Origin of the sequence: Cupriavidus sp. H19C3 (assembly GCF_049393815.1) — a bacterium.
GTDB lineage: Bacteria > Pseudomonadota > Gammaproteobacteria > Burkholderiales > Burkholderiaceae > Cupriavidus.
Window position 1 is genome coordinate 1 of the sequence record NZ_CP184988.1, and the last position, 14,627, is coordinate 14,627.

The 14,627-nt window shown below is 62.4% G+C and carries 15 protein-coding genes; 13 read left to right on the forward strand and 2 right to left on the reverse strand.

Going from position 1 to position 14,627, the window contains the following annotated elements; all coding sequences use genetic code 11:
- From DFLDMN_RS32130 to DFLDMN_RS32145, 4 genes are all read left to right on the forward strand, one after another.
- On the forward strand, nt 1–1,179 hold the full coding sequence (locus DFLDMN_RS32130) for a helix-turn-helix domain-containing protein (RefSeq protein ID WP_008649479.1): 1,179 nt from the start codon (nt 1–3) through the stop codon (nt 1,177–1,179).
- 114 nt (nt 1,180–1,293) lie between these two features.
- Nucleotides 1,294–1,485: a hypothetical protein gene (locus DFLDMN_RS32135; protein WP_080710358.1), complete on the forward strand. Its 192-nt coding sequence runs from the start codon at nt 1,294–1,296 to the stop codon at nt 1,483–1,485.
- Nucleotides 1,486–2,352: 867 nt separating this feature from the next.
- Entirely contained in the window at nt 2,353–3,060 is a 708-nt protein-coding gene (locus tag DFLDMN_RS32140) for a hypothetical protein (protein WP_008649482.1), read from the forward strand.
- Nucleotides 3,060–3,716: an RES family NAD+ phosphorylase gene (locus DFLDMN_RS32145; protein WP_008649485.1), complete on the forward strand. Its 657-nt coding sequence runs from the start codon at nt 3,060–3,062 to the stop codon at nt 3,714–3,716. The genes DFLDMN_RS32140 and DFLDMN_RS32145 overlap by 1 nt, the downstream gene beginning before the upstream one ends.
- A 30-nt stretch (nt 3,717–3,746) precedes the next feature.
- On the opposite strand, the gene DFLDMN_RS32150 is transcribed toward DFLDMN_RS32145, so the two are convergent.
- A complete protein-coding gene (locus DFLDMN_RS32150; protein ID WP_008649488.1) occupies nt 3,747–4,943 on the reverse strand; it encodes a tyrosine-type recombinase/integrase in 1,197 nt (398 codons plus the stop codon).
- A gap of 225 nt (nt 4,944–5,168) precedes the next feature.
- Here DFLDMN_RS32150 and DFLDMN_RS32155 point away from each other — a divergent pair, with 225 nt between their 5' ends.
- The 9 genes from DFLDMN_RS32155 (at nt 5,169) to DFLDMN_RS32195 (ending at nt 14,074) form a co-directional block, all read left to right on the forward strand.
- Nucleotides 5,169–6,017, forward strand: a complete 849-nt coding sequence (locus tag DFLDMN_RS32155; RefSeq protein ID WP_423200834.1) for a cell envelope biogenesis protein TolA — start codon at nt 5,169–5,171, stop codon at nt 6,015–6,017.
- A 168-nt stretch (nt 6,018–6,185) separates the two neighbouring features.
- The gene (locus DFLDMN_RS32160) at nt 6,186–8,192 is read left to right on the forward strand and encodes a lactonase family protein (protein ID WP_423200835.1); all 2,007 of its coding nucleotides are present in this window, start codon (nt 6,186–6,188) and stop codon (nt 8,190–8,192) included.
- Between the two features lie 119 nt (nt 8,193–8,311).
- Nucleotides 8,312–8,443 (forward strand): hypothetical protein, encoded by a 132-nt coding sequence (locus DFLDMN_RS32165; protein ID WP_423200836.1) that lies wholly within the window; start codon nt 8,312–8,314, stop codon nt 8,441–8,443.
- A gap of 171 nt (nt 8,444–8,614) precedes the next feature.
- Nucleotides 8,615–8,902 carry a hypothetical protein gene (locus tag DFLDMN_RS32170; protein ID WP_423200837.1) on the forward strand — a complete coding sequence of 96 codons (288 nt, stop codon included), beginning with the start codon at nt 8,615–8,617 and terminating at the stop codon, nt 8,900–8,902.
- 165 nt (nt 8,903–9,067) lie between these two features.
- Nucleotides 9,068–9,829 carry a hypothetical protein gene (locus tag DFLDMN_RS32175; RefSeq protein WP_423200838.1) on the forward strand — a complete coding sequence of 254 codons (762 nt, stop codon included), beginning with the start codon at nt 9,068–9,070 and terminating at the stop codon, nt 9,827–9,829.
- A 426-nt stretch (nt 9,830–10,255) separates the two neighbouring features.
- On the forward strand, nt 10,256–11,563 hold the full coding sequence (locus DFLDMN_RS32180; protein ID WP_423200839.1) for an AAA family ATPase: 1,308 nt from the start codon (nt 10,256–10,258) through the stop codon (nt 11,561–11,563).
- A complete protein-coding gene (locus DFLDMN_RS32185; protein WP_423200840.1) occupies nt 11,560–12,192 on the forward strand; it encodes a retron system putative HNH endonuclease in 633 nt (210 codons plus the stop codon). The genes DFLDMN_RS32180 and DFLDMN_RS32185 overlap by 4 nt, the downstream gene beginning before the upstream one ends.
- A 55-nt stretch (nt 12,193–12,247) precedes the next feature.
- Nucleotides 12,248–13,000 carry a DUF5677 domain-containing protein gene (locus tag DFLDMN_RS32190; protein WP_423200841.1) on the forward strand — a complete coding sequence of 251 codons (753 nt, stop codon included), beginning with the start codon at nt 12,248–12,250 and terminating at the stop codon, nt 12,998–13,000.
- A gap of 39 nt (nt 13,001–13,039) precedes the next feature.
- Complete coding sequence (locus DFLDMN_RS32195; protein WP_423200842.1) at nt 13,040–14,074, forward strand: hypothetical protein; 1,035 nt, start codon at nt 13,040–13,042, stop codon at nt 14,072–14,074.
- On the opposite strand, the gene DFLDMN_RS32200 is transcribed toward DFLDMN_RS32195, so the two are convergent.
- A complete protein-coding gene (locus DFLDMN_RS32200; protein ID WP_423200843.1) occupies nt 14,075–14,626 on the reverse strand; it encodes a hypothetical protein in 552 nt (183 codons plus the stop codon).
- Nucleotide 14,627 lies beyond the last annotated feature (1 nt).

Here is a 14,627-nt window from a genome sequence, read left to right on the forward strand (position 1 = left end):
ATGACTTTCGCGCAACGCTCCGTTGCTGGCGAGGATGTTGCTCGCCCACAAAAACACCTTAACCAGACAGACGCTCTGATTGCTCCGGCGCCCAAGCGCCTCAAACGCAAGACTATCGAAGCAGTCGAGCGCGCAACTCGAATCGTCGGGATCGGGCGTAGCGCCCGATCAGCTCTTGCCGCCCTCGCCCGCACGGCGAATAACGATGACCCCACCGGTAAGATCTTTAAGCACCGGGAAACGCTTTGTGCCGAAACCGGAATGTCGCCGGCTACTTGGTACCGTGCTCAACGAGAACTGCTCGACTTGGGCCTAATTACCGTCGACGTTCAAGTTCGGAAGCGATTTGGCCGATTCGCAGGAGCCTACATTTACCTGACGGAAAAAGCGACGGAGATGCTCGGCTTAAGCTCGCGAAAAGAAGAAGAAACCACGGGTACGGGCGAGGACGACACAGCGCAGCTCGGCGAGCCGGCCGTTCCACCACCCTCTTCTATGGCGCAACCGTCTCTCAAAACGAGAGTCCTGTTTACAGAAGATCGTGTCCCATACTCCTTTCAAAAAAGACAGCAGGATCGGCTCCCCCAGGACCTGACACGTCTGCGCGGCCTGGGTCTTGATGTAAATTTAATTTTTTGGTTGATGCGAAAGGCTAAAGAGCAAGGCCACTTTCTCTCAGATGTCGTAAGCGCGACATGGGAGAGTCTTGCGAAAGCACGCGTGCCAAAAGCGTATCTGCTTGCCCTACTCACCGCCCGCACCGATTTCAGTGCTGTCTGCAAAGCAAAGGCACTCAAAGAAGACAAAGCCCGAATCCAAGTGCAGGACCGCGATTTCGTGCGTTCGATACTCGCAGGGGCAGCGCGGCAGTGTTTCGTGGACGAAAAAGGCAACCATTTCGAAGTCGAAAGCGACGGAAGCTCAGTGCTTGTCACCGAGGTCCAAAGTGCGGTCACTTCCCGCTTGGTAGGAACTTCCCTCGCCGAATTTGCAAGGCGACTACACGCTGGTGCGTACCAGAAAGCTGAGGTCTACGCTGCTCCCCAGAGAGCAAGCGGCCGGCTCGAGAAACGGGGAAAGGAGGCGGCTTCGACGTTATCGGCGTTGCGAGCGATGCTGCGCGACCGCAGGTCAGCCAACGCGGCAAACACGACGAACAATGCTCATGCCATGGCCTAGGGTGTGTTTTGCGCTGAAAGAATCTCCGAACGAACACGGAGCCCGTCCTTCGACCAGGCCCCGCCTGAAAAGCAGTAAGCTGCATAACTTGTGACGACTTCGAATGGAAGCTTCATGCCCGACCAAGTCTTGTACGTCTACCGTTGCTCTGCCTGCGACCATCGCGGCCAGGTTCATTTTGACGATGACACCCACGATGGCGACGCCGGGCACTGCAGCACTTGCCATGCCACGGTTACGCTCGAATGGGACGGCGGCGTGACGCTCGATTTCGAACCTTCCAAACCGGGAAGCCCACGTGCCTGAGATCGATCCCACTGTCACCGTTACCCTGGAACTTGCCTACCACTAGGCATTTTCGCGGCCCGCTTCGACATTCGCGAGTGGGCCTAGATCACGACGAGGCTTCCGTGAAGATCGAAGCCATAGGGAGTCCGGCAAGCCTTGGCAGATCAAGGCTTCACGCCTTGTTGAATGCCGATCCGGGCGTTTCTGTCGCCCGGAAATCAATGCAAATTATTTAAGCGCGGCCGCATGAGACGGGCATATGTCCGATTTGACAGATTACGTAGTCGTCCTGCCCACCGTGGCGAACATGGTCATGGGCTTCTTGGGATTCCAGCTCACCAATCAGATCAAGAGGACAGACCTGCTGCTAAAACTGCGCAAAGGCCATGGAGAAGCTCGTTTCGCCCTACCGTGCGCTACGCGGCCTAGCTGATCACGGCAGTCGTTCCAAGTGAGCAGTGATAGCAGCTATCGGCAATAGGGCAGGGCAAGAGGTACGCTGGCGACAACAGGTAAAGACCGACCAAGCAAACATAGGCGAATTCGCGGCTGCTATTCGTATTGACATGCAGACGTCACCCAGCCCGCGTCCGAAGCACTCGGACCAGAATTCGTCGCAGCGCGACGGATAGGAACTGCGTTAGATGATCGAGCGATGAGGTATCGCCGAATTGGCAACGGATCACCGGACGCGCGAGCGCAATTGGTCATGACACCACGGAGCGGCCCACAGCAACGGGGCTACCGTTGCCCGAAGCGTCTCATGCCATTGCGATGAACCTTCCTCGTACGATGCGCTGCGCCGAGAGGGCGAGGGCAAACAGTATTTATATACTGAACGAAGCGCAATACGCCCACGAAAATCGGCAGGCAAGAATTGCTTTCATGAAATTCATGAACTATCATGTTCGCATGGAAACGAAAAACCGACCCGTTCCGAATCGCAGGATCACTTACAAAGCCGCTGGCTCGAGTGGCGTAGCGAGAACTACCGTCGTGCCAACGGACGCCGGGCGCAGGATATTTGCCGACAAGCTTCTAGAGCGAGTCGTGGAGCTGGCAGGGGACGAGGTGCACAGTCAAAAGATGACGGTCGCGTTCCTGGACCGGTTGATCTTGGGCGCGGCGGAAGCTTTGGGCGAAGTTGGCACGAAGCCGACCACCCAGAATGGCCCTGTCGATGCGCTTCAAGCTGCTCGGGAGCGCGGCCGCCAATACGCGTTGGAGGAGCTGCAGCAGCCGGAAAACCTATCCTTACGCGATGCGGCAGCGTACGCGGGTCGCTCCGACCGCGCGATCAACGAAGCCCGCTTGAGCGGGCAGCTGTATGCACTGGTGCCCCCAGGCAAGCAACGCGGCCTGCGCTACCCCCAATGGCAGTTTGATGCCGAGGCTAGCCGACTGGCAGCCGTGCTCGCCCCGTTTATCGCGGCCAAGGCCAGTTGCTGGGTGGTCCATCACTTCATGCAGCGCCCGCTGGAAGTTCTTGACGGTGCACGGCCGATGGACTGGGTGATGGACGCCGCGCGGCCCATCGCGCCACTCGTCGAGGTCATCAACGCCCGGTACGCCGGCGAGCAGGGAGCTGCTTGATGCCGGTGCTGACAGCGGAGGCGCTGGGTTGCCCGGTGCCTCCGCAGGATTTGGCTGCCCGCGTCATGCCGGTGAAGGAACTCGACCCGGGGGTAACTAAGTTGTGGCGGATCCATCGCGGCGTCTACGGGCCGATCCACTACAACCGCCGCTCCACGGGAGGGCAACCCTACCGCTTTGACGCACCCGACGATACGTTTGGCGTCCTGTATGCGTCCCCGAGTTTTGCGGCATGTATGGCCGAAGCGGTGGTCCGGGACCGATTTCAGGGCGAGTCGTTACCTTTGCTGCTCGACGAAGCGGAGCTGACGCTGCGCTGCGTAAGCCGACTGGGCACCGCAACGAATCGCCCGCTGCGCCTGGCCGACCTCACGCAGCCCCACTTTCACCTTGGAATGGACAACCGCATTCTGTCGACGGCAGACTACCGCGGTCCGAACCTGTGGAGCGCCGCCATCCACGCGGCTTACCCGGACATTGACGGGCTGTATTTCACGTCCCGCTTTGCCAATGAAGCTAGCGTGGCGATTTTCGATCGGGTCCGCATCGTGGCGCAAGGAGAGCCAATTCCGCTAGCGCAGTTCCCCTTGCTGCCGGCTTTTCTGGAAGCCTACGATATCGGCATCGCGCCCGCCCAAGACCCTTGGAACTCGTGAAGGGGGAGGGCACAGCGAAGTCGGCCGACCCTACACCGCCGGTAATTTGCCGCCGATGCTGCGCGCGACATCCTCCAGCGCCTCATGGGTGTAGCGTCGCGTCGTGTTGATATCGCGGTGACGCAGCGTGCGTTGCACGTCGGTTACCGGCACGCCGGCCCGCAGCAGGTGCGTGGCGTGTGAGTGGCGCAGCCAGTGCGTGGACGCTGCCCGCAGGTTTGCCGCGCCTTCGGCGTATCCAGATGCTTCTAGCCGAACAGCTGCGGCCTCGAACACCTGCCGCACGATCGTGTAGAGGCCTTGGCGCGTGCGTACCGGACGGCTAAGCCGGCGCTGAAGCGCGAGCGTGTCGGTGAGCGGGGCCAGGCGCTGCCGGCCTCCGGCCATGGCTGGGACGACGGCCATCGTGTCGGTGGCACGCGGCTCGGGCGAGAGCCCCACCAGCTGGCGAAAGCGGGCCAGTTCCGCCATGACGTTATCACAGGGCACGAGCTGGTCACTGCCGCCCTTGGCCTCGCGGATGCGCACCGTCCAGAAATCCCCATGCCTGCCGCGCTGACGCTCGAAGTCCGGCCACGTAAGCGCCGTCACCTCGGAGGCGCGCAACCCGGTGTGGAACAGCAGGGCGAGCAGCAGGCGGTCACGTGCCTTGTGCAGTTGCGCCCATAGCGTGGGCGCCGGTCGCGCCTCGACGGCGTCGAACACGGCCGCTAGCTGCTCGGCCTCTAGGAAGCGGCGCTGCGAGCCTGGCCCGCGCGCCGACCGAGCGCGCGGCACCGCCTGGAACGGATTCACGCGCAGCGCCTCCACCCCGACCAGCCACTCGAACAGGCCCCCCACGATGGTGGCAGTCTGACGCCGCGACGCCTCAGAGAGCGGGCCGCGCAAGGGCCGCCAAGCCGGGCTGTCCTGCCGCACACGGCCGTCCCCGACCGCGTGCGCTGGCGGATCGGCTAAGAAGGCAAGGTAACCATTAGCGTCCGCTACCTGCCAGCTGGCCAGCGGCCGGCCGAGCGCGTGGGCGTACCACAGCAGGCGGTGCGCCTCGAGTGCGTACTGGGCGCGGGTGCTGGCGCGAATGCCGAGGCCCGCCGCGTACTTGGTGTCGAGCCAGGTGCGCACCAACTGGGCATCGCTTTGGCCGGCTGGCAGTACGGGGCTGGCCAGGGCGTTAGGTAGTGCGTCGCGGTGGTCCAGCGAGGGGAGCGTAGGCAGGAGATCTTCCATCAGGCGGCAACGGCGGCGAAATCGGCGGGCAAAAGCGGCGGCAGGTGCCCGCCAGCCAAGGCGGGAGGCGGCTTCGCCTCACGGCAGGTGCAGTATAGCCTTTGTGGGCATCCATTTGTCATTATTGGGATAATGACAAATCGTACTGTTATTGAATACTGATAATCGTACTGAAAAAGGGTAGACTATCGACATGCCCGCCGACGGTCATTTGATAGTTCACCCATGCCCCGCACGCCCACCGCCTTTGCCGACGCCGAACTGCTAGCCATCACCCGCGCGCTGCAGGCGCTCGATGTCGCGCAGGCCGACAACCGCGCCTTCCTGCGTCGTGCCTTCGACGCCATCGATCGCATCACCGGTCGCACGTTCGGGGCGTCCGTCTACCGGCGCCTCTTGGCCGCCGCCGGCGTGGCCCGCACGCCGAGCGGCCAGACCGTGGCGGCCGTCATCGCCGAGCGCAAGGCCGTGCCAACGGCAGCGGGGGAGGTCGAGCGCCGCGCACTGCTCGATGAGGGCCTGCGCGGTTTCCTGCACAAGGAGATCCGCGTGGCCCTGGACGAGACCGGCGGCCTGGCCACCCCGGCTCCGCGCGGGCCCGCCGCCCGGGTCGGGGCGCTGGCAGCCGCCCCGGTGCCAACGATCGCGGGGGAGGGCGCCGCGGGCGCGCCGGCAGGGACGCTGGCGGCGCTGCTCACCCAGCGCGTGGCCGTGTTAGAAGCAGAAAACCGCCAGCTGCGCGAGCGCGCGGCCACCGCGGAGGCGGCCGGCCGGGCGGGGCAGGCCGAGGTGGCGTCGCTGCACGCGACGCTGGCCAGTGCGCGGGCGGCCCTGGCCGACAAGGAGGCCGGCTTGGTGGCGGCACTGCAGGCGGCCACCGAGGAACTGGCGCGCATGGGCGAGCGCCAGGCGGCGGCCGAGCGGCGCCGTGCGCTGGAGACGGACAACGTGCGGCAGGCGTATCGGGCCGAGCGCGACGCGCTGGCCGGGCGGGTGGCGTTTCTGGAGGAGGAATTGAAAACGGCGCGAGCCGGCGTCGACGCCTACCGGCAGGCGCTGCGCGGCAAGGGGTGAACAGCCGGCCAGTAGCGGACACTGTTGTTGAGGAGTCACCCCCCAACTGAGGGATGTTCCGGAATGCTCGCGCTGCTACAGTCGCGCCCAAGACGTCTCCATCGAGGGGCGCGAGCCGCTGCCGGCCAGGCCGGACGGCCACGACAATTCTAAAACCGGGTTGGGTCCATGTTTCCACACGCTCTTGCCGGCGCACGCGCTGCCGGCCTCGCCTTGCTCACCGCGGCGCTACTCGCCGCCTGCGGCGCTGACGACAGTCCCCAGACGCCAGCCGCCTCGCCGGCGGCATCGCGCCTGGTGGTCGACACGGGTAGCGCCGCGCCGGTGGCCGGCGGCTCACTGACGCTCAAGGCGACCCTGCTGGCCGCCGACGGCAGCGAGGTGAAGGGCGCGAGTTTCGCGTGGACGTCGTCGGATCCGACGGTCGCCACCGTGTTGTCCGCCTCGGACAAGGCGCCGGCGGCTTCGGCTTCGGCTTCGGTGATGGCGGCCCCGGTGGGCATCTACGCTACGGTCCAGGCCCTCGCGGCCGGGGCTGCCGATATCACGGCCATGGCGACGCTGGCCGACGGCAGCCGCATCACCAGCGTCACGCACCTGGTGGTGCAGGCCGCGCCCGCCAAGTCCTACACGCTCGCGCTGACGCCGGCGACCGTCGCCGTGGCAGCGGGCGGCGCCGCGCAGACCGTGACCGTGGCCGTGCGCCGCTCGGATGGCGTGGACGGGGCAGGGGACCTGACCCACTGGTCGTGGACGAGCGACGACGCGAGCTTCGTGGCGACGCCGGCCGCCGACGGCCGCAGTGCGCAGGTGGCCAGCCCCACGACGGCCTACGCCGCCGGCGCGGCCACCCTGACGGCCTGCGCCGAGGCCCCGGCCGGCGGGCGGCTGTGCGCCAATGCCGCGCTTTCGCGCAACGCGTCGTTGCCACCGACCTATACGGTGGGCGGCACGGTCTCGGGTCTCGCCACGGGCAAGAGCCTGCAACTGGCCGACACCAATGGTGACACCCAGGTGGTCAGCGCCAATGGTGGCTTCACCATGCCGACGCCCCGACGCAGTGCCACGGCCTATACGGTGACCGTCGCGGCCCAGCCCGCCGGTCAGACCTGCACGGTGGCCAATGGCGCGGGCACGGTTGCGGCGACGAATGTGACCAACGTCGCGATCACCTGCGTGCAGGCGCAGTTCGTGGTTGTCTCCAACAGTACGGACCGCACCTTGTCCGTCTCCCGGATCGATCCCGCGAGCGGTGCACTGACGGCGGTGCCGGGCAGCCCATTTGCCGTCAGTGGTCTGGTCGCCGACATCGCATTCCTGCCGTCCGGCCTGGTCGGCTACGCTGTGACGAGCGACACGAATCTTTTGGTACCATTCACACTGGATGCCGCATCCGGCGCCGTCGTCATTCTTCAGGCATCAAGCGTGTCGCTGCCCTGTTGCGCGGGCGCATCAGTGGCAATGCATCCATCCGGTGCCTCCGTGTATGTAGGAAGCGCTCAAGGTTGGCTCGCTCAGCATCCGCTGAACGGCTCTGGCATGCCGGGCCCGTGGCCGCTCGCTATTAGTTCCGGTACCGGTGCAAATCCCATTAGGGGTCTAGCCTTCTCCGCGAGCGGTCAGTATGTCTACGCTGCCAATATGGAGCAGGACAACCTCTCCTTGCTTCCTTCGGATCTCGGCTTCATTAAACAGAGTGTGCCGGTTGGCGGAGTGTGGCCTAATGCCGTTGTGCTCTCGTCCAATGGAAAGTTCGTCTACACGCCGAATGCGCTGACTTCTACCGTGAGCGTGGCGCCCTTGAACCAAGACGGGACGGTCGGGCCCATTGCGATGTTTCCGACGCCGCTGATAGGCGTGTCCGACTTCGCTCTTACGCCGTCTGGGCAGTTCGGTTATGCGCTAGAGTATCTCGGTAACAGAATTGCCAAGCACCTGATGGACCCGCTGACGGGCACCTCTACCACCGCTATAGATGTCAACGCGGTCGGTCTGAACGGCCGGCGCATCCGTATCGACTCGACTGGTCAATTCCTGTATGCACCATCCTTTGATCGTACGCTTTACGCGTTTGCGATCGACGGCACGTCTGGGGCCCTGACGCCTGTACCCGGCAGTCCGTTCGCCACTGGCAACGGCAACGTGGCCATCGCCATTGTTGAACCGAAGCCTTGAACTGAAAAAGCGGGCCGGCTGGCCCGCTTTCGTCACAGGTGGCTAACGCCAAGAACAACGGCGTACTCCTCATCGGTAAGTTTTTGCATTCTGGCGGCCCGCGCGGCGCCGGTGTGAGGATGTCGCTCGACCTGGCCGCCAGGGCCGGCGCATTGGACAGAGGTGACCTGCAGATCGGCGCGATCTCGGTCGCGGGCCAGGTTGCCAAACATCTGAGCGGTCGGGGAGAGGGGCACAAGGCACTCCTGTGATTGAAGAGCGCTCATTGTCGGAGGCGATTTCGGCGCAGCCGGGCAGCGTTTTCCTAGCAATGGCAGCATGGCCGGGTGCACCGTTCGGCGCGGTCCGTGCACAATGCAAGGCCTAGCCATCCATTCTTGCGATTTCGTCCATGCACCAACCCTCCGCAACGGTTCGACACCATGCGGGCGGCCATCGACCGTGCCGTCGACGAGCGCGATCCCGGTATCGCCACGCAGGCCGGCGAACAGTTCATGTCACCTGCCGGCTCGCCCATGGTCTCGCCCTATCACCGGCGGTTTGCCTACGCGTTTGAGGATGGCACGTCGAGCGTCACCTTTACCTATGGAATGCGTAACCGGAGCACGCCGATGCGGGAAGAGGACGACCGCCACGATTTCTTGCTGTTGCTCAAGGTGGACGACGTGGACCAGGACAAGCACTACCGGCTGTTTCACGGCGTCGCGTGACAGAATCGGTGGGTATCAGGTCGCGCCCTCGGCGACCGGCGCGGGCTGGCATGTTGCCGGCTAAAAGGGCGCGATGCGGCGAGGCAAAAAATACACGCGCCAAATTGTTGTGTAACCGACGCTTTCTGCGATCATCCGGGTTTTCAACCATCAGAAGACCGCAGGATGCCCTCTCAAGACGTCATCGACATCCTGGACCATGTGTCCAAATACCAGCCGGTTCAGTCTGCCGCGAAAAACAAGATGGAGCTTTGGGCAGATACGCTGAGGCTCTGCCTATTCTCATTTGCCGGACTCTGCATTCTAATAGCCGCTGGCCTTATTTTTGGCCACAGGGTTGAGTGGTGGTCGCCAACATGGCTGTCGACAACGCTGATCGTGCTGGTGCTACTGACGACGTTCGCCACCCTCATCGGGGTCATGGTTGAGCCCATCATGTTGCTGATGAAGGTCCGCCGCTGGAAGGACGATGCAAGCGCAGCGGCAAAGGACGCGCTCGCCAACGATTTGCAAGCCGCCGCCGCTCTGGTGACGTACACGGGAGAGTCGCTTCAGATCGCCCGTCATTGGCTCACGACCCGAATCGGTCGGATTGACACGCGGATCTCCCAGTTTTTCGGAAAGGAGACCGCATTCATTTCCCAGGTGGGCCTGGTCTACGCCGTCGTGAAGGAGGGGGGCGGAGTGCCATGGCTGGGACGAGAACTTGCCAACGGATCGAGCAGCTTCGCCGGCACCTTCATGCTGTACGCCTGCGCGGGGGTGTTGGGCTTGTCGTTGGGCGCGATGTGGCTTCGGGCCATACAGGGAGTGCACAAGCACCAGCTGGACCTCGTGGACCTTGCGTTGAAACAGCAGGAGCTGTCGAAAAATGTGCCCGCGCCGTCTGCGGTGGGCGTCACTGCAGGAGCAGCGCCTAACGCCTAACTAACGTGGCCGTCCTGGCAAGCGATGCCGTTTTACGCTTACATAGCACTCGCCCGCTGTGGTGACACCGCGGTCGTCGGGTCCGAGGCATTAGGCCGGCCGAAGAGGAAGCAGGGCTTGTCGCGTCCGGCCGAGGCCGACAACATGCGGTAGCCGAACCGCCCGAGCGGGACGCCCTCTCGCTGGGCGGGTGGTGCTACTGGCTGAGGAATTGAATACCGTACGCATTGGTGCGGAGGCCTATCAGCTGGCGCTGCGTGGCAAGAGCTGACGGGCGGGGCAGGATGACCGCGACAAACGCCGCAATACTCAGCAGCAGATTGCATTGTGCAAGCGGCAGAAATTGGTAAGCTTTAGGGACAATGGCACGCAAGGGACTGCGTATCGACCGGCACACTGGGCGCGCGCTCTAGGAAAAACAATCGTATGCAACTTCAATCGATCCGCGTCACGAACTACCGCTGCTACGCGGAACTGAACGTTGAGTTCAAGCCAGGAATGAATGTAATTGCTGGCGTCAATGGCAGTGGCAAGACGTCGCTCCTCAGGGCGGTACGCGAGGCGTTGCAGGGGCTTATGGGGTTCATTCCGAATCCTTCTGGTGCATTCACTCCGCTTCAGGATTCCGAGATCAGGCTTTTGATGACGACAGTGAACGGGCGCGTTCGTTACGAGCCACAGTTTCCAGCCGGGGTATCGGTCGTCGGCACCGTCTTTGGCCAGCAGAGATCTTGGTCGGTGACAAAAGCGGGACAGGCAAACGGCCCCTTCCTAGAAGGCCAGTTGCCTGGGCAGCTATGGCACGATCTGTCTCAAAAGATTGGCTCCAATGATCTTGAAAACAGCATTACGTTGCCGATTGTGGCGTTCTATCCCGCTTACCGCCAGTGGCCCGCCGCCCGTCCGAATGAATTGCAAGCGGCGACCATGCGGACTTCTCGGGTGCATGGATATCACCAATGGTGGGAGGCCTCCACGCAGGCCGCTGAGTTGCAGGGGTGGGCCATCGGGAAAAGTATGGAACGGCTCCAATTGGTCGCGGAACGTAGCGTATCGTGGGACACCGTGCGCGATGATGAGCTAGCGCTTGTCAATGCTGCGGTGGCAACGGTAGTGGAGGGCGCGAAAGGCTTGCGTTATGACTTTGCGCAAAAGGCGCTGGTTGTCGACTGGCTGAAAGTCGATCGGCAATCGACCTTGTTTGACAACTTGAGCGATGGCCAGCGTGTGTCGATCGCGCTGGTTGCCGACATTGCGCTACGAATGTGCATGCTGAATCCCCATCTTGGGCAGGCAGTCACGGAGCAGACGCCGGGGGTGGTGCTCATCGACGAACTCGACATTCACCTGCACCCGAGTTGGCAACGGAGGATGGTGGCAAGCCTGACGAAGGCCTTCCCGGCGGTGCAATTTATCGCAACCAGCCACTCTCCGCAGATCCTCAGTGAACTCGAGCGAGAGCAGATTATCTTGTTGTCCAACGGCGACAGTCCACTGCATCCGATCGCGAGCTATGGCCTGGACGCGAGCCGCGTACTCGAACAGATTATGGGAACGTCTTCGCGCCCTGTCGAAGTGCAGCGTTTGCTGGATGAAATGTTTCTGGTAATCGAGCGCAATGACCTGGAGCGTGGTGGCGCGATGCTGGAACAGCTCAAGAAAACAGCGCCTGACCTGCCGGAACTGGCCCGCGCCGAGGCACTCATCAAGCGCAAGCAGGTGCTTGGGCGATGAGATTTACGGATAAGGGCGCATCGCCTGCAGAATTTGAAGCGTGGAAGGATCTCGCCACGGAAGACTGGGAACCCTCCTTCGAGCAGTTGCAGAATCCCCAGAAACGCATCCTGCATCAGGCTCTAATTCGAGAGCAGGGGGGGGTATGTTGCTATTGCGGCCGCGCGATCAATCTCGACAATAGCCATGTCGAGCACTTCCGTCCACAGGAGAGCTACCGGGAGCTAGCGCTCAACTTTGGAAACCTGCATGCCTCGTGCTACCGCATGCCGGCGCCAGAAGCGACCCACTGTGGACACTACAAGGGAAATCGGTTCGACGAGGCATTACACATCTCGCCGCTGGACCCGGGATGCGAGCAGCGGTTCATCTACACCGCCATGGGCGCCATTGCTCCGGTGATGGCAAACGACGAGAACGCTTCGTTCATGGTGCAGCTACTTGGCCTGAACGCGCAGTTTCTACGCGACGGCAGGGAAGCAGTACTAAGTGTGCTGGACGATGGATTTCTGGACACGGCTTCCGCTGCGGAGTTGAACGAACTTTGCACCGCGCTACTGCAGGGGGAACCGGATGGTGACAACTCCTATGCTCATGTGCTGGCGCGCTTCATAGATCAATATCGGTAAGGGCAAGGTTTTGGGGGCGAATCTGCATCAAGAACCCTGATCAAACGACAGCAGTATGGAAAGTACCGACACCATGGAGCGCTGGTTCGGCCTCGGAGCCGAGGTTCACGCCAGCCTGCTTGCTGCGGCCGACATGGCGCAGGAATTGACCCGGGCCTCGACGAGCTGGGCACCGGAAGCAGTCGCCGTTCGGCTCTTGCTCCGTTCGTGTCGCAATCTCGAAGGAGTTCTCCTCCTATGCCGGCAGGGTCTGGTAGTGGAAAGCCGTACGCTGGCGAGAAGCCTGATGGAGAACTCTTTTGGCGTCGCAGCCTTGGGGTCAAAGGACGCGGCTCATACGTACTTGAAGATGCTGCGGGACGATTCCGAGGAGAGTCGCCGCAGGCAGGGCAAATTCATCCTGGACAAGCTGCCGAACAGTCCCGGCGATCTGGCCCTGCTGAAGCAGGTTGTCGACGCCATGGACAAGAGCCTAAAGACGATCAGCCCTAAGAAAGTTGCCGGACTTGGCCCTATGCTGCCTCAGTATCTGGGCTATCAGCGACTTTCTGACAACGCAGCACATGCGACCGCCAACGCGCTGAACCATCACGTCGCCATCCAATCCGACGGTGCAAACGAGCATTGGACCTATCGCTTCGAGCTCGGCACAGACGAGGAAACGTCGGCCACGCTTCTTTACGCATTGCTTGCGGCTCTCGCGGTGGGCATCGGTGTCACGCACCTGGTCAAGGCCGATGCTCCCAATGCACATTTGCATCAGCTCAGCGTACGCTGGAAGAACATGCCATCCATCGGGACAATTTGAGGCATGTAGACGGGCGCCGATTTCAACCAGGAGCCGGCAGTGGACAGCAGCCCCAGAGTGCAGGCACCGCCCGACCGCATCGAGTATCCGCCCTCGCTGACATTGCACGGTGGCAACGAGGCAATGTTGACGTTCGGATTGGACGCGAAGGGTGTGTTGCGCCACGTCGACTCTGTGCCTAACGGCAAACAGTGTGGATGCGTGTGCCCGGCATGCGGCGAATCACTCATCGCCCGGCAGGGTGCCGTGCTGGCGCACTCATTCGCTCATGACTCGGGAGCCGACTGCCGGTGGGCGCACGAGACGGTGCTGCATCACCTGGCAAAGTATCTGATCGCGCAGCGGGCTGAGTTTGCAGTTCCCGAAATGAACGTCAGTGTCGAGCGGTCAGCTGCAGGCCAAGTGAGGGTTGAGCGGTTATTGCCTGCGCAAACCATCCGCCCGGATTCAGTCTCTTTGGAGCACTGGATTTTCACTTTGCGTCCGGATGTGGTGCTAGAGCTCGGCGGGCGCAAGCTCCTGGTCGAAATTGCCGTCACCCACAAGGTGGACCACGTGAAGCTCGCAAAGCTTCGCGAACTGGGTCACGCGACGGTCGAGATCGACCTGACGCGGCACCGTCCCGCGACTATCGAACAGCTGTCAGCGGTGCTGTTCGGGCAGGACGAGCGCAAGAAATGGCTGGTAAATCCGAAGGCTGACAAACTTCGCCGCAAACTGGCGGAGGAATGCGAGAAGCTCTGCCAGGAACGGCAGAGCGAGTACGAGGCACAGCTGGAACGACTTGCGCAAGAGCGCACGCTGGAAAACCAAAGACTGGCAGCGGCGATGGCATCGCACTCGAAACCTACTTTGCAGGGCAAGCGCTATACGGTCACAGGCGGAGCGCTTGTGTTGCACCAACAACCTCGCAACACCGTGCGGATCACCATCGAGGGGGATCCAGGGGCCCTCTGCAAAGTGCTCGAACGCCGGAGCCTGACATATGGTGTCGAAGGCTATCTGATGATGAAAGACGATTGGGCGAGGTTCCTTTGGGAGTTCGGCCATCAACTCTGCGCCGATCGCGAATAGCTACTGGTTCGCGGACAATAGCAGGCCCTCAATGCGTTGAAGCGAGAATCGCCAGCTTTGAGGGATTTCATCAATGCTTCCAGCCGCGTGCGCGCGTGCTCCCCAGGCGTGACGCTCATGGAGGATTGTGTCGCCACGACCATTGGCGGTTTGCTTCAGCCGATCAGCGATTTCCGTGGGCGTCGCTAAATAGACTCGCGGCATGGCATCGATCGGCACATCCTGATACTGGACAAGGCAGAAGATTGAGCGCGCCCCGTGGCGCGCTAGCCAAGCGTCAGCCGCGGCGTGGTAGCCAGCATCACGGAGGAGCGACTGCGTCAGACCCCAGCCACCATCCTTACTACCCTTCACGGAGACCTTGAGGATGTCCTCGCTGCGATCAGTTTCGCCGCGCACCACTGGCCTGGCAACGATGAGGTCGTACTCGGGCTGGTTCGCGCCATATTGGACCGACACATCGAAGCCTGCCCGGGCGAACAGTGCCGCGGCGGCTGCTTCTGCTGCAACGCCGATATGACGCGACGACACTTCGATCCGACGCGAGTCCATG

Bases quoted from the DNA above. Each gene is read 5' to 3' on its own strand.
- DFLDMN_RS32150 (WP_008649488.1), bottom strand. From the start codon at position 4,943: ATGGAAGATCTCCTGCCTACGCTCCCCTCGCTGGACCACCGCGACGCA.
- DFLDMN_RS32180 (WP_423200839.1), top strand. From the start codon at position 10,256: ATGCAACTTCAATCGATCCGCGTCACGAACTACCGCTGCTACGCGGAA.
- DFLDMN_RS32190 (WP_423200841.1), top strand. From the start codon at position 12,248: ATGGAAAGTACCGACACCATGGAGCGCTGGTTCGGCCTCGGAGCCGAG.
- DFLDMN_RS32130 (WP_008649479.1), top strand. From the start codon at position 1: ATGACTTTCGCGCAACGCTCCGTTGCTGGCGAGGATGTTGCTCGCCCA.
- DFLDMN_RS32135 (WP_080710358.1), top strand. From the start codon at position 1,294: ATGCCCGACCAAGTCTTGTACGTCTACCGTTGCTCTGCCTGCGACCAT.
- DFLDMN_RS32155 (WP_423200834.1), top strand. From the start codon at position 5,169: ATGCCCCGCACGCCCACCGCCTTTGCCGACGCCGAACTGCTAGCCATC.
- DFLDMN_RS32160 (WP_423200835.1), top strand. From the start codon at position 6,186: ATGTTTCCACACGCTCTTGCCGGCGCACGCGCTGCCGGCCTCGCCTTG.
- DFLDMN_RS32170 (WP_423200837.1), top strand. From the start codon at position 8,615: ATGCGGGCGGCCATCGACCGTGCCGTCGACGAGCGCGATCCCGGTATC.
- DFLDMN_RS32175 (WP_423200838.1), top strand. From the start codon at position 9,068: ATGCCCTCTCAAGACGTCATCGACATCCTGGACCATGTGTCCAAATAC.
- DFLDMN_RS32185 (WP_423200840.1), top strand. From the start codon at position 11,560: ATGAGATTTACGGATAAGGGCGCATCGCCTGCAGAATTTGAAGCGTGG.
- DFLDMN_RS32165 (WP_423200836.1), top strand. From the start codon at position 8,312: ATGTCGCTCGACCTGGCCGCCAGGGCCGGCGCATTGGACAGAGGTGAC.
- DFLDMN_RS32200 (WP_423200843.1), bottom strand. From the start codon at position 14,626: ATGGACTCGCGTCGGATCGAAGTGTCGTCGCGTCATATCGGCGTTGCA.
- DFLDMN_RS32140 (WP_008649482.1), top strand. From the start codon at position 2,353: ATGAAATTCATGAACTATCATGTTCGCATGGAAACGAAAAACCGACCC.
- DFLDMN_RS32145 (WP_008649485.1), top strand. From the start codon at position 3,060: ATGCCGGTGCTGACAGCGGAGGCGCTGGGTTGCCCGGTGCCTCCGCAG.